General features: G+C 47.5%; 16 protein-coding genes and 1 tRNA gene. 6 read left to right on the forward strand and 11 right to left on the reverse strand.

Annotated elements, in window-relative coordinates:
• Positions 1–33: 33 nt before the first annotated feature.
• From DFR44_RS02490 to DFR44_RS02500, 3 genes are all read right to left on the reverse strand, one after another.
• The gene (locus DFR44_RS02490) at positions 34–1224 is read right to left on the reverse strand and encodes a branched-chain amino acid ABC transporter substrate-binding protein (protein WP_133619141.1); all 1191 of its coding nucleotides are present in this window, start codon (positions 1222–1224) and stop codon (positions 34–36) included.
• Between the two features lie 251 nt (positions 1225–1475).
• The gene (locus DFR44_RS02495) at positions 1476–2666 is read right to left on the reverse strand and encodes a branched-chain amino acid ABC transporter substrate-binding protein (RefSeq protein ID WP_133619142.1); all 1191 of its coding nucleotides are present in this window, start codon (positions 2664–2666) and stop codon (positions 1476–1478) included.
• A gap of 123 nt (positions 2667–2789) precedes the next feature.
• On the reverse strand, positions 2790–3641 hold the full coding sequence (locus DFR44_RS02500) for a LysR family transcriptional regulator (protein ID WP_246012025.1): 852 nt from the start codon (positions 3639–3641) through the stop codon (positions 2790–2792).
• Positions 3642–3774: 133 nt separating this feature from the next.
• Between DFR44_RS02500 and DFR44_RS02505 the strand changes: the two genes are divergently transcribed.
• Positions 3775–4260: a hypothetical protein gene (locus DFR44_RS02505; RefSeq protein WP_133619144.1), complete on the forward strand. Its 486-nt coding sequence runs from the start codon at positions 3775–3777 to the stop codon at positions 4258–4260.
• A gap of 46 nt (positions 4261–4306) precedes the next feature.
• On the forward strand, positions 4307–5389 hold the full coding sequence (locus DFR44_RS02510) for an alkene reductase (RefSeq protein ID WP_133619145.1): 1083 nt from the start codon (positions 4307–4309) through the stop codon (positions 5387–5389).
• A gap of 78 nt (positions 5390–5467) precedes the next feature.
• On the opposite strand, the gene DFR44_RS02515 is transcribed toward DFR44_RS02510, so the two are convergent.
• The 8 genes from DFR44_RS02515 to apbC form a co-directional block, all read right to left on the reverse strand.
• Positions 5468–6577 carry a magnesium transporter CorA family protein gene (locus DFR44_RS02515; RefSeq protein WP_162845125.1) on the reverse strand — a complete coding sequence of 370 codons (1110 nt, stop codon included), beginning with the start codon at positions 6575–6577 and terminating at the stop codon, positions 5468–5470.
• An 8-nt stretch (positions 6578–6585) separates the two neighbouring features.
• Complete coding sequence (gene gloA, locus DFR44_RS02520; protein ID WP_133619147.1) at positions 6586–6990, reverse strand: lactoylglutathione lyase; 405 nt, start codon at positions 6988–6990, stop codon at positions 6586–6588.
• Positions 6987–8000 carry a porphobilinogen synthase gene (gene hemB / locus DFR44_RS02525; RefSeq protein WP_133619148.1) on the reverse strand — a complete coding sequence of 338 codons (1014 nt, stop codon included), beginning with the start codon at positions 7998–8000 and terminating at the stop codon, positions 6987–6989. Before hemB ends, gloA begins: the two co-directional genes overlap by 4 nt.
• Before the next feature lie 64 nt (positions 8001–8064).
• Positions 8065–8724, reverse strand: coding sequence for a DUF3800 domain-containing protein (locus DFR44_RS02530; protein WP_133619149.1), 660 nt, complete (start codon positions 8722–8724; stop codon positions 8065–8067).
• A gap of 289 nt (positions 8725–9013) precedes the next feature.
• On the reverse strand, positions 9014–9826 hold the full coding sequence (locus DFR44_RS02535) for a class II glutamine amidotransferase (RefSeq protein ID WP_133619160.1): 813 nt from the start codon (positions 9824–9826) through the stop codon (positions 9014–9016).
• Positions 9827–9902: 76 nt separating this feature from the next.
• The gene (locus tag DFR44_RS02540; RefSeq protein ID WP_133619150.1) at positions 9903–11063 is read right to left on the reverse strand and encodes an alpha-hydroxy acid oxidase; all 1161 of its coding nucleotides are present in this window, start codon (positions 11061–11063) and stop codon (positions 9903–9905) included.
• Positions 11064–11115: 52 nt separating this feature from the next.
• On the reverse strand, positions 11116–12153 hold the full coding sequence (gene pyrC, locus DFR44_RS02545) for a dihydroorotase (protein ID WP_133619151.1): 1038 nt from the start codon (positions 12151–12153) through the stop codon (positions 11116–11118).
• A 151-nt stretch (positions 12154–12304) separates the two neighbouring features.
• On the reverse strand, positions 12305–13354 hold the full coding sequence (gene apbC / locus DFR44_RS02550; RefSeq protein WP_133619152.1) for an iron-sulfur cluster carrier protein ApbC: 1050 nt from the start codon (positions 13352–13354) through the stop codon (positions 12305–12307).
• Positions 13355–13480: 126 nt separating this feature from the next.
• Between apbC and metG the strand changes: the two genes are divergently transcribed.
• The 4 genes from metG to DFR44_RS02570 all read left to right on the forward strand — a co-directional run bounded on the left by metG (position 13481) and on the right by DFR44_RS02570 (position 17295).
• Positions 13481–15547, forward strand: coding sequence for a methionine--tRNA ligase (gene metG, locus DFR44_RS02555; protein WP_133619153.1), 2067 nt, complete (start codon positions 13481–13483; stop codon positions 15545–15547).
• 77 nt (positions 15548–15624) lie between these two features.
• Positions 15625–15700 (forward strand) — tRNA-Thr (locus DFR44_RS02560).
• A gap of 242 nt (positions 15701–15942) precedes the next feature.
• The gene (locus tag DFR44_RS02565; protein ID WP_133619154.1) at positions 15943–16842 is read left to right on the forward strand and encodes a tyrosine-type recombinase/integrase; all 900 of its coding nucleotides are present in this window, start codon (positions 15943–15945) and stop codon (positions 16840–16842) included.
• Positions 16843–16989: 147 nt separating this feature from the next.
• Positions 16990–17295 (forward strand): transposase, encoded by a 306-nt coding sequence (locus DFR44_RS02570; protein ID WP_133619155.1) that lies wholly within the window; start codon positions 16990–16992, stop codon positions 17293–17295.
• Positions 17296–17319 lie beyond the last annotated feature (24 nt).

Consider the following 17319-nt stretch of genomic DNA (forward strand, 5'->3'; position numbering starts at 1 on the left):
TTTTTGAGACAAATGCGGCTTAACCTCGTGGCATTATTTAATTTTATCCACGGGTACAAACGCTTTATTTTTCTCTTCCAAAATAGTGATGACGGTGTCTTTACGCTCGCCTGTGGCATCATCAAAAGCAATTGGACCGCTCAAGCCAGTTAAGGTCAAGCCTTTCATTGCGGCAGCGACTTTGGCGCGGTCTGTTGAGCCTGCTTTTTTAACTGCAGCGATGGCAGTGTAAACCCCATCATAGTACAACGGTGCGTAGGCTTGGACGGTTTGTCCAGGGAAGCGTTTTTCAAAGTTCGCTTTGAATGTTGCGCCATCTTTCATGTCCGCCAACGATAAGCCTGTTGCTGAACAAATGGTACCAGACGCCGCTGTGCCTGCGAGTTTGAGGTAGTTGTCTGTGCACACGGCATCAGGCATCAAGAATGCGGCTTTGATGCCCAATTCGCGAGCCTGTTTAACTAAAGATGCCGCCGTGTCATCATAACCGCCCCACATGATGGCATCGACATTTGATGCTTTAATTTTAGTCAATACGCTTTTGAAGTCAGTGGTTTTATCTGTGGCAGACTCATGGGTGGCGATTGTCATGCCTGCTTCTTTGGCTGTTTTTTCTACTTGGTCGGCTAAGCCTTTGCCGTAAGCAGTGGCATCATCAAAAATTGCAATGGTTTTATAGCCTTTCTTCTGAGCATAAGCCGCTAAAGCAGGGCCTTGCTTACCATCATGGCTCGCCATGCGGTAAACCATTGGGATACCGCCTTCACCTTTGGTGGCCTTGAGGGTGACATCTGGGTTACTGCTCACGGTGAATGAAACGAGGTTGGCTTTGGCATAGATGGGTTCAGCGACCATCGTCACGCCTGAGTTGTAATGACCCACTACAGCTGAAATGCTTTTGTCATCAGCGATTTTTTGCGCAACAGTTGTGCCCTGTTTTGGGTCGCCTGCATCATCTTCGACGACCAACTCGATCATGTATTTTTTACCTCCAATATCAACGCCACCTTTGGCATTGATTTCTTCAACGGCCAAGCGCGCACCGCTTTCGTTGTCTTTACCAACAGTCGCTTGACCACCTGACATGGGCGATGCCGTGGCGATTTTAATCACGCCAGCACCTGCGGGGGTGTCCGCTTTTTTCTCGTCTTTTGCACCACCACAAGCCGCTAGCGCAAAAGTAGCCACGAGTGCTGTTGTCAGGCTTAATTTTTTAAATATCATACCAGTCTCCTATTTAAGGTGTGTTGCCCAAGTGGGCTTAATAAAAAATACAGCAGTTTTATTTTAGAACGCCTAAATTCATATTAAATATGGTTTAAATCGCTCATGTCAAAATTTAATTTGATTCTTTTGATTTGCCCTCAATTAAATATTCTACCTAAATTTTACCCGCTCTGGCGCGGGTCGTTCGAGTAATATAATTATAAAAACCGCCAAATACAATTTAGCGGTTTTAGGTGAGATGCAGCAGCTTATTTGATTTTATCAACGGGGACAAAGGCTTTGCCCTTCTCTTCTAAAATTGTAATCACGGTGTCTTTACGCTCACCCGTCGCATCATCAAAAGCAATTGAACCACTTAAACCCGTGGCTTGAATGCCTTTCATCGCAGCGGCCACTTTGGTAGGTTCTGTTGAACCTGCTTTTTTAATGGCTTCAACCAACGTTAAAACGGCATCATAAGCGAATGGCGCAAATCCTTGTACCTTTTGACCCGCAAAACGTTTTTCAAATCGTTCTTTAAAAGCAGCCCCCTCTTTCATTTCTTGCAATGGCACGCCCGTCACTGAACAAATCGTCCCCTCGGCGGCGGTTCCCGCCAGCGAAATATAGTTGTCGGTGCACACAGCATCGGGCATCAACAGTACCGATTTGATACCCAGCTCACGCGCTTGCTTGGCGAATGTGGCGGCCGTGTCGTCCAAGCCGCCCCACATGACGGCATCTGGGTTGCTTGCTTTCACTTTGGTTAAAATGTTTTTAAAATCAGTTGTTTGCGCGGTGGCTGCGTCATGCGATACCACACTCAAACCCAGCTCTTTGGCTTTTTTCTCAACTTGGTCGGCCATGCCTTTACCATAAGTGGTTGCATCATCGACGATGGCAATATTCTTAAAGCCTTTTTTGTGGGCATAAGTGGCTAAAGCAGGGCCTTGCATCGCGTCATGTGCGACCATGCGATACATCATCGTTAAGCCGCCCTCGCCTTTACTGGCTTTAATCGTCACGTCTGGATTGGTGGCTGATGGTGTGATTGTCACCAAGCCAGCTTTAGCGTAGATGGGTTGTGCGGCCATCGTCACGCCTGAATTGTAATGCCCGATGACGGCGGTGATGGTTTTGTCATCCACCACTTTTTGTGCTGCAATTGTGCCTTGTTTTGGGTCGGCGGCATCGTCTTCCGACACCAGTTCAAGCATGTATTTTTTGCCGCCAATGTCCACGCCGCCCTTGGCATTCACTTCTTCAACAGCCAATAATGCACCGCTTTGGTTGTCTTTACCAGCATTGGCAGTGCCGCCTGATAATGGGCTAACGCTGGCAATTTTAATCACATTGCCTGTGTTTGTACCCATTGGTTTTTTCTCATCTTTTGCGCCACAAGCGGCTAAAACAATGGCAGAGGCCACTGCTGTCATCGTGCTCAATTTTTTGATTAACATGGAAGTCTCCTAAAGTGTGATACTGTTTTTATAAAGGTGCTGCACACTCATTGTAAAACCACTGTAAATAAATAAAATACCTTTTTGATTAAAATCGTATTTGTACACGTTTATGGTGTGCCATCAGTCAGTCATCCGTTGTACGAGAAAGTCTAAAAATACACGAACCTTGGCGGGCAGTAATCGGGTTGTGGTGAGCGCATAGACCGAAGCGTTGGGAGGCGACCACTCGGGTAACACACGCACCAGCTTGCCATTGAGTACGTCGGCCTTGGCCCATGTTTCGGTGGAGCGAAAAATACCTGCGCCATCAATGGCCAATTGGCGCAGCATGCCAATATTGTTGACAATAAATTGCCCATTGACGTCAACAACTCGTCTATCGTCATTTTGAGTTAGCGTCCATGGTGCATCGTTCATCCGTAAACAATCATGCGCGAGTAAGTCCTCGGGGGTTGTTGGTGTACCACGTTCTGCTAAATACTCGGGGGATGCAAACAAAGCACAGCTAAAATTGGCAATATTTCGCGCGATTAAATCGCTTTCTTTAGGCGTGTTCATGCGAATGGCGATGTCGATAGAGTCGGTGAACATGTTGGCTTTTTTGGAGGTTAAATCCAAGTCAAGCTCTATTTTTGGATACTGTTTTGTAAAATCCACCAAAATTGTATTGAGGTACAAGACGCTGAAATCAACGGGTAAAGAGGCTCGAATCAATCCACTGGGTTGCGTTCTCATTTCGGTTAATTCGGTGTGTGCCAATTGGGCTTCTTGGATGATGCGCGTGCAGCGCTCAAAATACATCTGCCCCCCTTCGGTGAGTTCAACGCGACGAGTGGTACGATTGAATAATCGCAGTCCGACATCACGTTCTAATTCTGAAATCCGCCGTGACACCGTTGAATTGGGCATGTCCAATATCTCTGCTGCGCGGCGAAAGCTTTTGGCTTTAGCCACTTCGGTAAAAATGTGCATGTTTTTAAAAATTTCCATATCAATATTGTACCGTTTATGGAGCAATTAATTTCATTTTAATGTCTTTATCCCAATGTTTCTCGTATTTATAATCAAGCTCTTTGTTTGATTTTTATTTTTAGAAGGAGTCTGTATGAACAAAAACACACGACCAGCGGTTGGTTTAGCGGCCAAAATAGGAGCCGCATTGTTTGTTTTATGGGGTATTTTGCACATTTGGGTTGGCTTTGAGGGTGCTCATCAATACCTATTGGGTAATGTTCAAAATCAATGGAATATGGTGATTGGTGGCGTGAACGCCCCACGAGCGGCCTTTCAACACACTACGGATGCCATGACGGCACATGCGCAATCACAATTGATTCTGAATTTTTGTATTGATGTTGCAGGCTATGGGGTACTTGGCATGATTGTTGCGGCCATGATTTGGCGAACAGGCTCTTGGCGCGCGTATTTTATAGGCTTGCTTGTTATTGGTATTGCGGATTTGGCTTTCTTATTTTCGTTGGTTACATCTGGAATTATCGAGGCCAATATACCCACCATCAGTGGGCCAATCATTTGGTTCTTGGCCATTGCCATTACGCCGTTTGGTATGCCCTCTCTGCGACAAAAATAAATCCATGCTATTGTTTCACCTCAATAAAGACAAAAAAAGGAACCAAATGAACACCACACATTTATTTCAACCATTGCAGATGGGTGCGCATACTTTAAAAAATCGCATGTTGATGGCCCCTTTGACCCGTGCGCGTGCAGGTTTTGAGCACATCCCCAATGATTTAATGGCGGAACACTATGCTCAACGTGCCAGCTCGGGATTGATTGTGACTGAATGCACCATGATTGCGCCCAATATTTCTGCGTTCGCCGCAGAGCCAGGGATTTATTCCGACGAGCAAATCGCGGGTTGGAAAAAAGTCACGGATGCCGTTCACGCTAAAGGTGGCAAGATTTTCATGCAAATTTGGCACGCGGGTCGCGCCGCACATCCATTGCTCAATGGTGGTATAGAACCTGTTGCACCGAGCGCATTGGCGATTCAAGATGAAGTGCACACGCCAGAAGGTAAAAAACCACATGCCGTGCCACGTGAATTACAAGTGAATGAAATGCCTGCGATTGTGGCTGCATTTGCTCAGGCCGCAAAAAATGCCATTGCGGCAGGTTTTGACGGTGTTGAGGTGCACGCCGCGAACGGCTACTTGTTGGACGAGTTTTTACGCGATGGCGCGAATAAGCGCACGGACAATTATGGCGGCTCGTTAGAAAATCGCGCACGTTTGTTGTTTGAAGTTTTGACGGCAGTGACTGCAGCGATTGGCAGTGATCGCGTGGGCGTGCGCATTTCGCCGCTGAACAGCTACAACAGCATGGTCGACAGCGACCCCGTTGCTTTAACGACTTTCCTTGCACAGCGTTTAAACGAGTTTAATTTGGCATATTTGCACTTAATGCGCGCTGATTTTTTCCAAGCGCAACATGGCGATGTGGTCACGCCTGCTCGTGAGCATTTCAAAGGCACTTTAATCAGCAATATGGGCTATAGCGCGGAAGAAGCCGAACAAGCGATTGCGGAGGGTAAGGTCGATGCGGTGGCGTTCGGCACGGCATTCTTGGCGAATCCTGATTTTCCTGCGCGTGTGAAAGCGGGTGCACCTTTAAATGCACCGAACCCAGCGACTTTTTACACGCCTGGCGCAGAGGGCTATACCGATTACCCAGTGATGGAAGCGCAATTGGCGTGATTGGGTGATGAATTGGTGCACGCAATTAAAGTGCTAAAAAAACAGCGTGATGTTCACGCTGTTTTTTTTATGTGATGCTCATTTTATGATGTTTTTTTGACTGGTTTTGTCGGCACTGCTTGAATTCAACAGTGCGATAATGCTCGCATCACCGCGCCCGACCAAACGGCGTGAGCGAAAGTAATACAACAAGCCGCACGTGACCGCCAGCATGCCGCCCATCATCCACCAAAAGCCATTTGGATTGTGCAACCCAGGGATGACATCAAAATTCATGCCATAAATTCCTGTGAGCAAAGTCAAAGGCCCAAAAATTGCGGATAGAATCGCCAAAAAACGCAGATTTTCATTGGTCTGATGCGCATTGGCTGAAAAGTGCAATTCAACCGCAGACTTGAGGGCGTTTTCGAGTCGAGCGGCGTGATTTTGCACACGCGTGACGTGCTCCATCAAATCGTTGATGCGCACCATCATCATGTCTCGACGTAGCAGCGAATCATGCACGCTCGAGGTCGATGCTTTATCAAGATACTCATCGCGCAGCTCTTGCAAGGCATCGAGTTGCTCCTCGCACAGATTGTCCAGTTGATGCAACGCCAGTCGTTCCTTGAGCAGTTGAGACCAGTTGTTAAAACGATGATTGCCTTGTAGCAATAATGTTTGCCACAAATCAATGCGCCGAGTCAGTGGCGTACGCAATTCCAAATATTTATCCACCAGCGCATTAATGATGCGCAACATCAAGTCCAGCGAAGACACAGGTTGACGTGAACCGTTTGGATTATCAAGGGTTTGAATGATGCGGTTGCGCACCGCATTGAACGTTCGGCTGTCTTTTTCGTGCACCGTAATCAAGGCTTTTTTAGTGATGATAAACACCACAGGTGCCGTCGTCAAAGCGGCAGGGTCAAGCGTGACCGTTCCATCGTGTTGGCTGATGAGCTTACGAAACGTTAAAATCTCATAATCGTGCGTTAAATCAAAAAACGATGGGTGTTGCGTATTTAAAATATCCGTGATGTGAAAATCGTCAATCCGACAACCCACCTGCGCAGCAATATAGTGTTGCCATGCGGTCGAATCTTGCGCGACATCTTCGCGCAAAGCATCAATCCAAACAAATTCTTGAGTGATGTGTTCACCATTGGGGCGCAAGGGGTGTTGGCTCGCGGCATTGAAAGTCAGCATGTCCATATTTAAAGCGCGTTTTTTTCATGAAAAGACGCTTCGATAAGCTCAATTTTGTAGCCATCGGGGTATTCAACAAAAGCAATCACCGTCGAGCCACCCAATACAGGCCCTGCTTCGCGGGTCACGCGCCCACCTGCAGTACGGATGCGCTCGCACGCCGCCGCCACATCCGACACACCAAGAGCGATGTGGCCATAAGCCGTACCCATGTCGTAATCCGTCACGCCGTAGTTGTAGGTCAACTCCAGCACCGCCTGTTCAGATTCATCCGCATAACCGACAAACGCCAGCGTGTATTTGAACTCAGGGTTGTCACGCATGCGGAGTAACTTCATGCCCAAGACCTGTGTGTAAAAATCAATTGAGCGTTGTAAATCGCTCACGCGCAACATCGTGTGTAACATTCTCATGACTGTTTTCCTTGTAATAAACGTGCGGCATCCAAGGCGAAATACGTCAAAATGCCATCCGCGCCCGCCCGTTTAAACGCCATCAAAGATTCCATCATACAACCGTCCAAATCCAGCCAGCCATTCGCCGCCGCCGCGTGAATCATTGCATACTCGCCACTGACTTGATAGGCGAATGTCGGTGCTTTGAACTCTTCTTTCACCGCACGAATTACATCCAAATAAGGCAGCCCAGGCTTAACCATCACCATGTCCGCCCCTTCAGCCAAATCCAACGCCACCTCATGCAACGCCTCATTGACATTGGCCACATCCATTTGATACGTCTTTTTATCCGCCTTACCCAAATTACCACCCGAACCCACCGCGTCTCGGAACGGCCCATAAAAGTGCGATGCGTACTTCGCTGAATACGCCATGATGCGCGTGTGAATCAATTGGCAATCTTCCAGGGCCGTGCGAATCGCCCCGATGCGCCCATCCATCATGTCCGACGGCGCAACCATATCCGCGCCCGCGCGCGCGTGACACAAGGCCTGCTGCACTAAAATTTCCGTGGTTTCGTCATTCAGCACATAACCGCTCGCATCAATCACACCATCCTGACCATGCGAAGTGTATGGATCCAGCGCGACATCGGTCATGATGCCCAACTGTGGAAAATGCGACTTTAACAGACGAATTGCCCGTGGCACCAGCCCGTCGGGATTGTGCGCCTCCTTGCCGTCGAGCGATTTTTTATCCGCATCAATTACGGGGAACAAAGCCAGCGCGGGAATCTGCAAATCCACCGCTTCTTGCGCGATCTTGAGCAGCTCATCAAGAGATAAGCGGCTCTGCCCCGTCATCGACGGAATCGGCTGGCGAATGCCTTCACCCTCCGTGATGAACACAGGATAAATGAAGTCGTGGGCGGTTAAAGTGTGTTCACGCATCAAGTTGCGTGAAAAAACATCGCGGCGCATGCGGCGTGGGCGGGTATGGGGGAAGGTGCGGTTGAGTGTGGTCATTGTCGATTTAAAAATGTAAGTTAAGATAAAACTATTTTGGTGGCGTAATTAGAGTGAAAAATCATTAGCAAAAAAATAATTTTTTGTGAGTGCAGCAAGTTAGAGCATCAATGGTAAGGTTGTTATGCTCGTGCTTTGCCCAGCATAACGAAGCTAGAATATCGGCTGCCTGAATTCCTAAATGGTTTTTGCTATCGTATGGGGTTGTGTTTAGAATGGTAGGGTAGGTGTTTGCTGTGTCAGCTTTAATGATTGTCTGTTCCAGTAACATTTGTTCTAAATACTGATGCAATGCATGTTTATAACTTGTTTTAATTGAACGTGAGTCTGGCAAAAAATCGATGATTTTATAAGAAGTCATTGACTCAACTAGCAGCAATTTAGTCATGTAATTATATAAACCATTAGGGTTTTTCCTGAAGGAGTCATTAACCTTTTTTTTATTAACAGTAATGCTCTTGAAATAAATTTCTCTGTGTTTTTCATTTAGCTTAACTAAAGCATTCACAAAATTTTGGCGTTCAATAGAGGATAGCTCAACAGACTTTAGTTCGTTTTTTAAACAGCGTTTACGGCTTTTATATATGCCACGCACCAACCGTTCCAAATGATGGCTGAGATGGGCTGGTATGATAATCGCCGCCAGTGTCAAAAAACAGCTCGAACCTAAATTAAAGTTCCATCCAAGATCTCCGCTCTCATCCAAGTAAATGTGTGCGTGCATATTCGTCGCCCTGTTTTTGCATAGAAAAACGGCTTCCTATGAAGAAGCCGTTTTTGAAAAAGGTGGTGCTCAGATTTGACGTACTCAAAGTACGCTTACGATGATGACGGCATTTGTCGCAAATGACCTGAGCGTTTGATTACTTATACCAAACCGTCACTAGGATTTCATTCTAAAGGGAACCCCTTCCCCTGTCAATAAACGCCATTAATAAACGTTACGTTTGGTTGTTGGTATGCAACGATTCTAGGGGCTTGTAACAGCAACTTTGTACGATTTCATCATCTTCTTAAACCCTTTTGTAGTGCTGTATAGGATTTAGCCCACCACAGGGGCAACCATCCTTAAACATGACAAATTCGCCCACCAGCATTTTTTGCCACACCTCATTGTCGGTTAAAGGCGCAGTGGCCATGACCGCCACGCGGTCTTGCGGGGTTGTGTGTTCGGCGAAGTTGATGGCCACGTCTTTGTCTAGTAAGTGGGCGTGTGCAAAAGGATGTTCGCGCACGATGTAGTATAGATTGGTGGAGCAGTGCGCCCACATGGCTTGACCGTTTGACAAGCAAAAGTTGAATGTGCCAAAACGCGCGATGTCTTTGGCAATTGCGCTGAGCGCGGCATGGATGTCCTCAAGGCTGGGCGGTTGAGCCGCACTGCTGTTTGGGCAGGCTTCGCGTAATTTTTGTAGCATGTAACAAAATGCGCGCTCACTATCGGTCGTGCCAACGGGGTGGAAACGCCCGTCAAGCTCTGGGTGAAAGTCGACCAAGTTGCCATTGTGCGCAAACACCCACTGTCGTCCCCACATCTCGCGCACAAATGGATGACAGTTTTCCAAGTTCACTTCACCTTGTGTGGCTTTGCGAATATGGGCAATCACATTCAAGGATTTTATCGGGTAGGCGCGTACCAAATCGGCAACGGGGGAGAGAATTGACGGTTGACAATCCATCAGCAAACGACATGCTCGCCCTTCAAAAAAAGCAATGCCCCAACCATCCGTGTGATGGTCGGTCAATCCGCCGCGTTGCGCAAAACCTTCAAAAGAGAAGATGATGTCGGTGGGCGTGTTGCAGTTCATTCCGAGTAGTTGACACATATTAAAAAAGGAAAAAGCCACGTGGCTTTTTCCGTAAATCCTTATGGTTGTTGATGTTAAGCGGGTATGTTGTGGTTCAAATGGCGATGGGATAAGAACCTTTTAACAAAATGGTGCTATCCACATCGCTGACTCGAGTGCGCCCACAAAAAGCCATGGTCACGTCGAATTCTTTATGAATGATATCAAGTGCTTTGCTCACGCCTGCTTCGCCCATTGCGCCCAAGCCGTACAACATTGGGCGGCCAATGTATGTGCCTTGTGCGCCGAGTGCAATGGCTTTGAGCACGTCTTGTCCGCTGCGAATGCCGCTGTCTAAATGAATTTCAATCTCTTTACCCACAGCGGCCACAATGGCTGGCAAGGCTTCGATTGAAGACTGCGCACCATCCAACTGGCGACCGCCGTGATTCGAAACCACAAGTGCATCCGCCCCGCTGTTCACGGCAAGGCGGGCATCTTCAGGATCCATGATGCCCTTGATGATGAGCTTGCCGCCCCAACGGTTTTTAATCCACTCCACGTCGCCCCAATTGAGTTGCGGGTCAAATTGCGAAGCTGTCCATGCTGACAAAGAGCCCATATCAGACACGCCGCTGACATGGCCAACAATGTTACCAAAGTGTCGCCGTGATGTGCCCAGCATGCCCATACACCAACGGGGTTTGGTCATCATGTTGATGATGTTCGGCAGGGTGAGTTTAGGTGGTGCGGATAAACCATTTTTTAAGTCTTTGTGACGCTGCCCCAGCACTTGCAAGTCCAAGGTTAAAACCAAAGCAGAGCAGTTCGCCGCTTTCGCGCGGTCAATCAAACTCTCAATAAAACGGCGGTCACGCATGACATACAATTGAAACCAAAATGGATGCCCGCCCGTGCTCGCTGCAACGTCCTCAATTGAGCAAATGCTCATGGTCGAGAGTGTAAAAGGAACGCCGAATTTTTGCGCCGCCCGCGCCGCTAAAATTTCACCATCGGCGTGTTGCATGCCTGTTAAGCCCGTGGGTGCAATCGCTACAGGCATCGCCACGGGCACGCCGACCATGGTGGTTGCTGTGCTGCGTTCTTCCATATTGACGGCGACGCGCTGGCGGAATTTTATTTTTTGAAAGTCCGACTCGTTGGCGCGGTAAGTCGATTCCGTCCAAGAGCCAGAATCCGCGTAGTCGTAAAACATTTTCGGGACGCGTTTTTTGGCCAAAATCCGTAAATCTTCAATCGTGGTAATGATGGTCATGCGCGCTCCCTTTTTAAATTTTTAAAAAATATGCTTGATATGCCGCCAAGATTTAAACTAGGCCTGCGAACCGCCAGCCTAAGGTTTCACCCGAGTTGAGCGGAACCAGCGGTTGTTCAGTAAAGCTCAATGATTTGGGTATGGTCCATGTTTCCTTCGCCAGTCGAATTTTGCGAGTATTGAGCGGGAGACCATAAAACTGTGCGCCAAATATGCTGGAAAATCCCTCTAATTTATCCAACGCGCCCGCTTGTTCAAAAGCCGTGGCGTACAATTCCATCGCGTGCAATGCCGTGTAGCAACCCGCGCAGCCACACTCCGCTTCTTTGGTCGGTTGGGCATGTGGCGCGCTGTCGGTGCCTAGAAAAAAGCGTGACGCGCCCGATGTCGCGGCGGCAACCAAAGCCTCGCGGTGGCTTTCGCGTTTCAAAATCGGTAAACAGTAATAATGGGGGCGAATCCCGCCCACCAGCATGGCGTTGCGGTTGTAAAGCAAATGATGGGCCGTAATCGTCGCTGCAATGCCTTCTTCGCTGGTTGCAACGTATTCAGCCGCTTGACGCGTGGTGATGTGCTCCAATACGATTTTGAGCTTTGGATGACGCTTGCGCAATGGAATCAATACTTGGTCAATAAACACCGCTTCGCGGTCAAAAATGTCCACATCCGCATGGGTCACTTCGCCATGAACCAGCAAAGGGATGCCCATTTCACTCATCATGTCCAGCACCGCCGTGCAACGGTCCAAGGAGGTCACGCCCGCTTCGGAATTGGTTGTGGCTCCCGCTGGATAGAGTTTAAAGCCCACGATGTTGGCGGCCGCTGCGTTCGATACGTCCTCCACGCTGGTGCGGTCTGTTAAATACAATGTCATCAATGGCTTGAATTGTGAGTCAGCAGGCACAGCCGCCTCGATGCGTTCACGGTATTCGCGTGCCATGGTGACTGTGGTGACGGGTGGTTTCAAGTTGGGCATCACTACGGCGCGTCCAAATTGTCGCGCCGTATCGGGCACAACTGCGCGAAGTGCTTCGCCATCACGCAAATGAACGTGCATATCGTCTGGCTGGATAAGTTCGATGTAAGTCATGGGTGTTTTTTTGCCTTATTTTGGCCAATGGCGACTCATTAATGTCAAATCAATGTCGATTGAAAAATAGATGCTAAATTGTAATATAGTCGCGCGACAAAATCATGTGAAATCACATGGTTAAGCTTACTTTCATCAGGCTTTGGCGCATTTAAGCCGTCGTGACCTTAAATTTATGGCTCAAATCTTTAGGCAATACCGCCAAGCGCGCACTCAATTGCCGAGCGATGCGGCGGTAGTGTTGAGCATGGATGCCCTCTGGCTCGGCCGCCACGGTTGGTTCTCCTTTATCAGCCTGCACCCGAATGTCCATCGCCAATGGTAATCGTCCTAATAACGGCACATGACAGTCTTCACTCATTTTGCTCGCCCCGCCTGTGCCAAAAATAGCCTCTTCGTGACCGCAGTTTGAGCACACATGCAACGCCATGTTTTCCACGATACCCAATACAGGAATATTGGTTTTTTCAAACATTTTTAAGCCTTTACGCGCATCCAGTAAGGCCAAATCTTGCGGCGTGGTGACAATCACTGCGCCCGTTACAGGTATTTTTTGCGCCAACGTCAATTGAATATCGCCCGTCCCTGGTGGCATATCGATGATTAAATAATCCAAGTTATCCCATGCGGTTTGACTGAACAGCTGTTGTAACGCTTGTGACACCATCGGTCCGCGCCATGCCATTGGCGAGTCGGCGTCAATCAAAAAACCAATTGAATTGGCCTCAATGCCATAACGCGCATGCGGTATCATTTTTTCTTCTGCGTTCAAGGCGGGCTTGCCATTCACATTGAGCAAAAGAGGAACGGATGGGCCGTAAATATCCGCATCCAGCAAGCCCACGCGCGCGCCTTCATACGCCAGCGCGAGAGCCAGATTAACAGCGGTCGTGCTTTTGCCTACACCGCCCTTACCTGAAGCAACGGCAATCACATTTTTAACGTGTGGCAATACCGATACGCCCGCTTGCACAACATGCGCTTCAATCTTGACATCAATCCGCACGTCCAACGCCAGCCCAGCGGCGGTGCTCATTCGTTCGCGCAAATGTTCATGCTGCGAAGCGCAAGCAAAGGGCAGGCTGAGATGCACCACATGACCGCTAATTGATTTAATCGCCCGCGCTTGCCCCAAAGTTAAATCCGCATCTGCGCTAATGGCTAAATTATCAAGTGCTGCTCGCAACTGTTCTTCATTCATTCCGTTGTCCTGTGTGTTAAAATTGCGCCTTTATGTACCGCTCAATTGATATGCAACGGGTGCGAAACAACTGCGCCAAAGCGGTACAAATAGCCTAATTACTTTTGTCTTTCAGAAAACACGCCCATGTCTACACCACGTCAAATTCTCGTCACTTCAGCCCTGCCCTATGCCAATGGTCAAATCCACATCGGACATTTGGTCGAGTATATCCAAACCGACGTTTGGGTGCGTTATCTAAAGCTCAATCAGCACGAAGTATACTACGTTGGTGCTGATGACACACACGGTACGCCCGTGATGCTACGTGCGGAAAAAGAAGGCTTAACCCCCAAGCAATTGATTGATAACGTGTGGAAAGAACACAAACGCGATTTTGACGCATTTGGCGTTTCGTTCGATAATTACTACACGACCGACAGCGAAGAAAATCAGCAGCTGTGCAGCGACATTTACTTGGCATTGCAAAACAACGGGCTGATTGAGGCGCGCGACATTGAGCAATATTTCGACCCTGTCAAAGAAATGTTTTTGCCCGATCGTTTCATCAAAGGCGAATGCCCGAAATGTCACAGCAAAGACCAATATGGCGACTCTTGCGAAGTGTGCGGCACGACCTATTCGCCCACTGACTTAATCAACCCGTATTCCGCCGTTTCAGGCGCGGCTCCTGTTCGCAAAACCTCAACGCATTACTTTTTTAAACTATCGGACACGCGCTGCGAAACGTTCTTGCGCGGCTGGGTGCGTGGCTTGGCGCAACAAGAAGCCACCAATAAAATGCAAGAATGGCTCGGCGCAAGCGACGAGCACAAGCTCAGCGACTGGGATATTTCTCGTGATGCTCCCTATTTTGGATTTGAAATTCCGAACGCACCAGGCAAATATTTCTATGTTTGGTTAGATGCGCCTGTTGGCTACTACGCCAGCTTCAAAAATTTATGCGCACAAAAAGGCATTAATTTCAACAACTGGGTGAAAGCCGATTCAACCACCGAACAGTACCACTTCATCGGCAAAGACATTTTGTATTTCCACACCTTATTTTGGCCAGCGATGCTCAAGTTTTCGGGCTATCGCACGCCAACCAACGTCTTTGCGCACGGATTCTTAACGGTTGACGGCGCAAAAATGAGCAAATCGCGCGGCACGTTCATCACCGCGCACAGCTACATTGAAACAGGTCTGAACCCCGAGTGGCTGCGCTACTACTTCGCCGCCAAACTGAATGCGTCGATGGAAGATTTAGACCTCAACATGGACGACTTCATCGCCCGCACCAACTCCGACCTCGTCGGCAAATACATCAACATCGCCTCACGTGCCGCAGGCTTTTTGGTCAAACGCTTCGACAGCAAAGTGCTCGACAGCGCAATGTCTGACGAGCTACTGACCCACCTGCGTCAAGCGCAAACCAATATCGGCGCGTTATACGAAGCCCGTGAATTTGGCAAAGCCATGCGCGCCATCATGGAATTGACCGATCAAGTCAACGTGTATATTGACGCCAATAAACCATGGGAACTGGCAAAAGACCCAGAAAACACAAGCAAACTACACGCCGTGTGCAGTATCTGTTTAGAAGCCTTCCGCATCTTAACCGTGTATCTATCCCCTGTCCTGCCCGCCACCGCAGCAAAAGCCTACGCGTTTCTAAACATCGGCGAACAAAATTGGCAAGACGTACACACCGCCCTGTCATCCGCTAAAGCCATCAACGCATACACCCATATGATGACTCGCGTAGACGACAAGCAAATAGCCGCCTTAATCGCTGCCAACGCAGACACGCTCAAAACAAGCAGCGACACACAAGCGAGTGCCAACAGCAGCACCATTGCTCCGATTGCCGATACCATCACCATTGATGACTTCGCCAAAATTGACTTACGCATCGCCAAAATCATCGAATGCAAATCTGTTGAAGGTTCAACCAAATTATTGCAACTTACGCTGGATGTCGGCGAAGGCAAATCGCGCAACGTGTTTTCAGGCATCGCAGGCGCGTATAAGCCAGAAGATTTGGTCGGTAAACTCACCGTTTTGGTCGCCAACCTCGCACCTCGAAAAATGAAGTTTGGTGTCTCTGAAGGCATGGTGCTATGCGCCTCCAGCGCAGATGAAAAAGCAGAACCAGGTCTGTATTTACTCGAGCCGCATCAGGGCGCTCAACCGGGTATGCGCATTTCGTAACTAAAAATTCGAGCAAAATTGCAAATAATGTTTGACACCGTTTAAAAACATAGCTACAATTTCGTTCTGTTGTTTTTGCCCGTTTAGCTCATCTGGTAGAGCACCTGACTTGTAATCAGGGGGTGGTGGGTTCAAGTCCTGCAACGGGCACCATTTATATAACTATTGTTGCCAATGGTTAGCAATAAAACCCAGTAAACTTAACTGTTTGCTGGGTTTTTTGTCGTCTATAGGCAACGTTTGTAAACCGTAGTAGCAAATTTTTTTGTGGGGTTATTTGTGGGTGTTTTAATCTCATTTATTAATCAGTAATACATCAAAAAATGCCGCTGTTTTTTTGCCTCGACTTTAAATTAACCAAATTTTATGATTAGTTTTTTTTAAATGAGGTGTGCATGAAGTTGACAGATACAGCAATCAAAGCAATTAAAGGAAATGGAAATAAACAGAGTTACACGGATGGTGGTGGGTTAACGCTAATTGTCACTGCTAAAGGCTCAAAATTATGGAGGTTGCGCTATGACAGACCTAATCAAGCTAAGCGCAAACAAAATGATTTGCCTTTAGGAAAATACCCAGCTATTAGTCTAAAAGCAGCTAGAGAGTTGAGGGATGATTTTAAAAAGCAAATTGCAAATGGAATAGACCCTGCAATCAAACGAAAACAAGAAAAGCTTAAAAAGGTTTTGTCTAATTCAACCACAGTGGGTTTAGTTGCCTTGCAGTGGCACGACTTATATAAAAGTAAGGTAAGCAAAGAGCAGGCAGATAAAACCTTACAACGTTTAAATAAAAACATTTTAAGCAGTATTGGAAACTTACCAGTTGAATCCATCACAACAGAAATACTAACTAAATTAATTGAAAAAATTGTAAAGCGAGGTGCTTTAGACATTGCCACTCGAGCATTGAGCACATGTAAAGAAGTGTTTAGGTTTGCAACTGTGAGAGGCTATATTTCAGCAAACCCATTGTTAAATGTTAAATCAAAAGACATCATACCCAGCAGGACAGTTGTCAATCAAAAGCGTGTTGATGTTGCAGACTTCCCCAAATTATTAAATGACATCAATGGCTACAATGGCAATCAATTGCATAAGCTCGCTTTAAAGCTAATGGTTTTAGTTTTTGTTCGACACGACGAATTGCGTTATGCGGAATGGAGCGAGTTTGATTTTAATAAAAATGAGTGGTTAATTCCAGCAAGCAAAATGAAAATGAATGCACCGCATAAAGTGCCTTTATCAGCACAAGCAATAACCATACTTGAAGAAATAAAAAAATACACAGGTTAGCATCAATACTTATTTGCCAGCAGCCTATCTTCAGATGGCGTAATGAGTGAAGTGGCTATGTTGAATGTTTTATATGACCTTGGGTACAAAGGGATGATCTGCCCTCGAATTGACGGACACCTTTTAACGTAAAAAGAGAGGTGTCAAATGCAACGCAATCGTTACGATGACTCATTCAAAGCTGAGGCAGTGAGTTTAGCATTATCAGGAGAGGTGAGTTACGCGGAAGTGGCTCGAGATTTGGGTATAAACTACGGAACATTAACGAACTGGATTTATGAAACCATGAAGAATCCTAAAGCTGCCTCAACCAAAGGCCAAAGCCCAAGTCGCCAAGACTATCAAACATTAGAGCGTCAACTCAAAGCTGCTCATAAAGAGCTTGATTTGCGCAAGCGGGAGATTGAATTCCTAAAAAAGGCAAGCGCGTACTTTGCGAGCCTGAAACCGTAAAGTACGCAATGATTGGTCAGGACG

The sequence above is a fragment of the Hydromonas duriensis genome, assembly GCF_004363775.1.
In the GTDB taxonomy this organism is placed as follows: Bacteria; Pseudomonadota; Gammaproteobacteria; order Burkholderiales; family Burkholderiaceae; genus Hydromonas; species Hydromonas duriensis.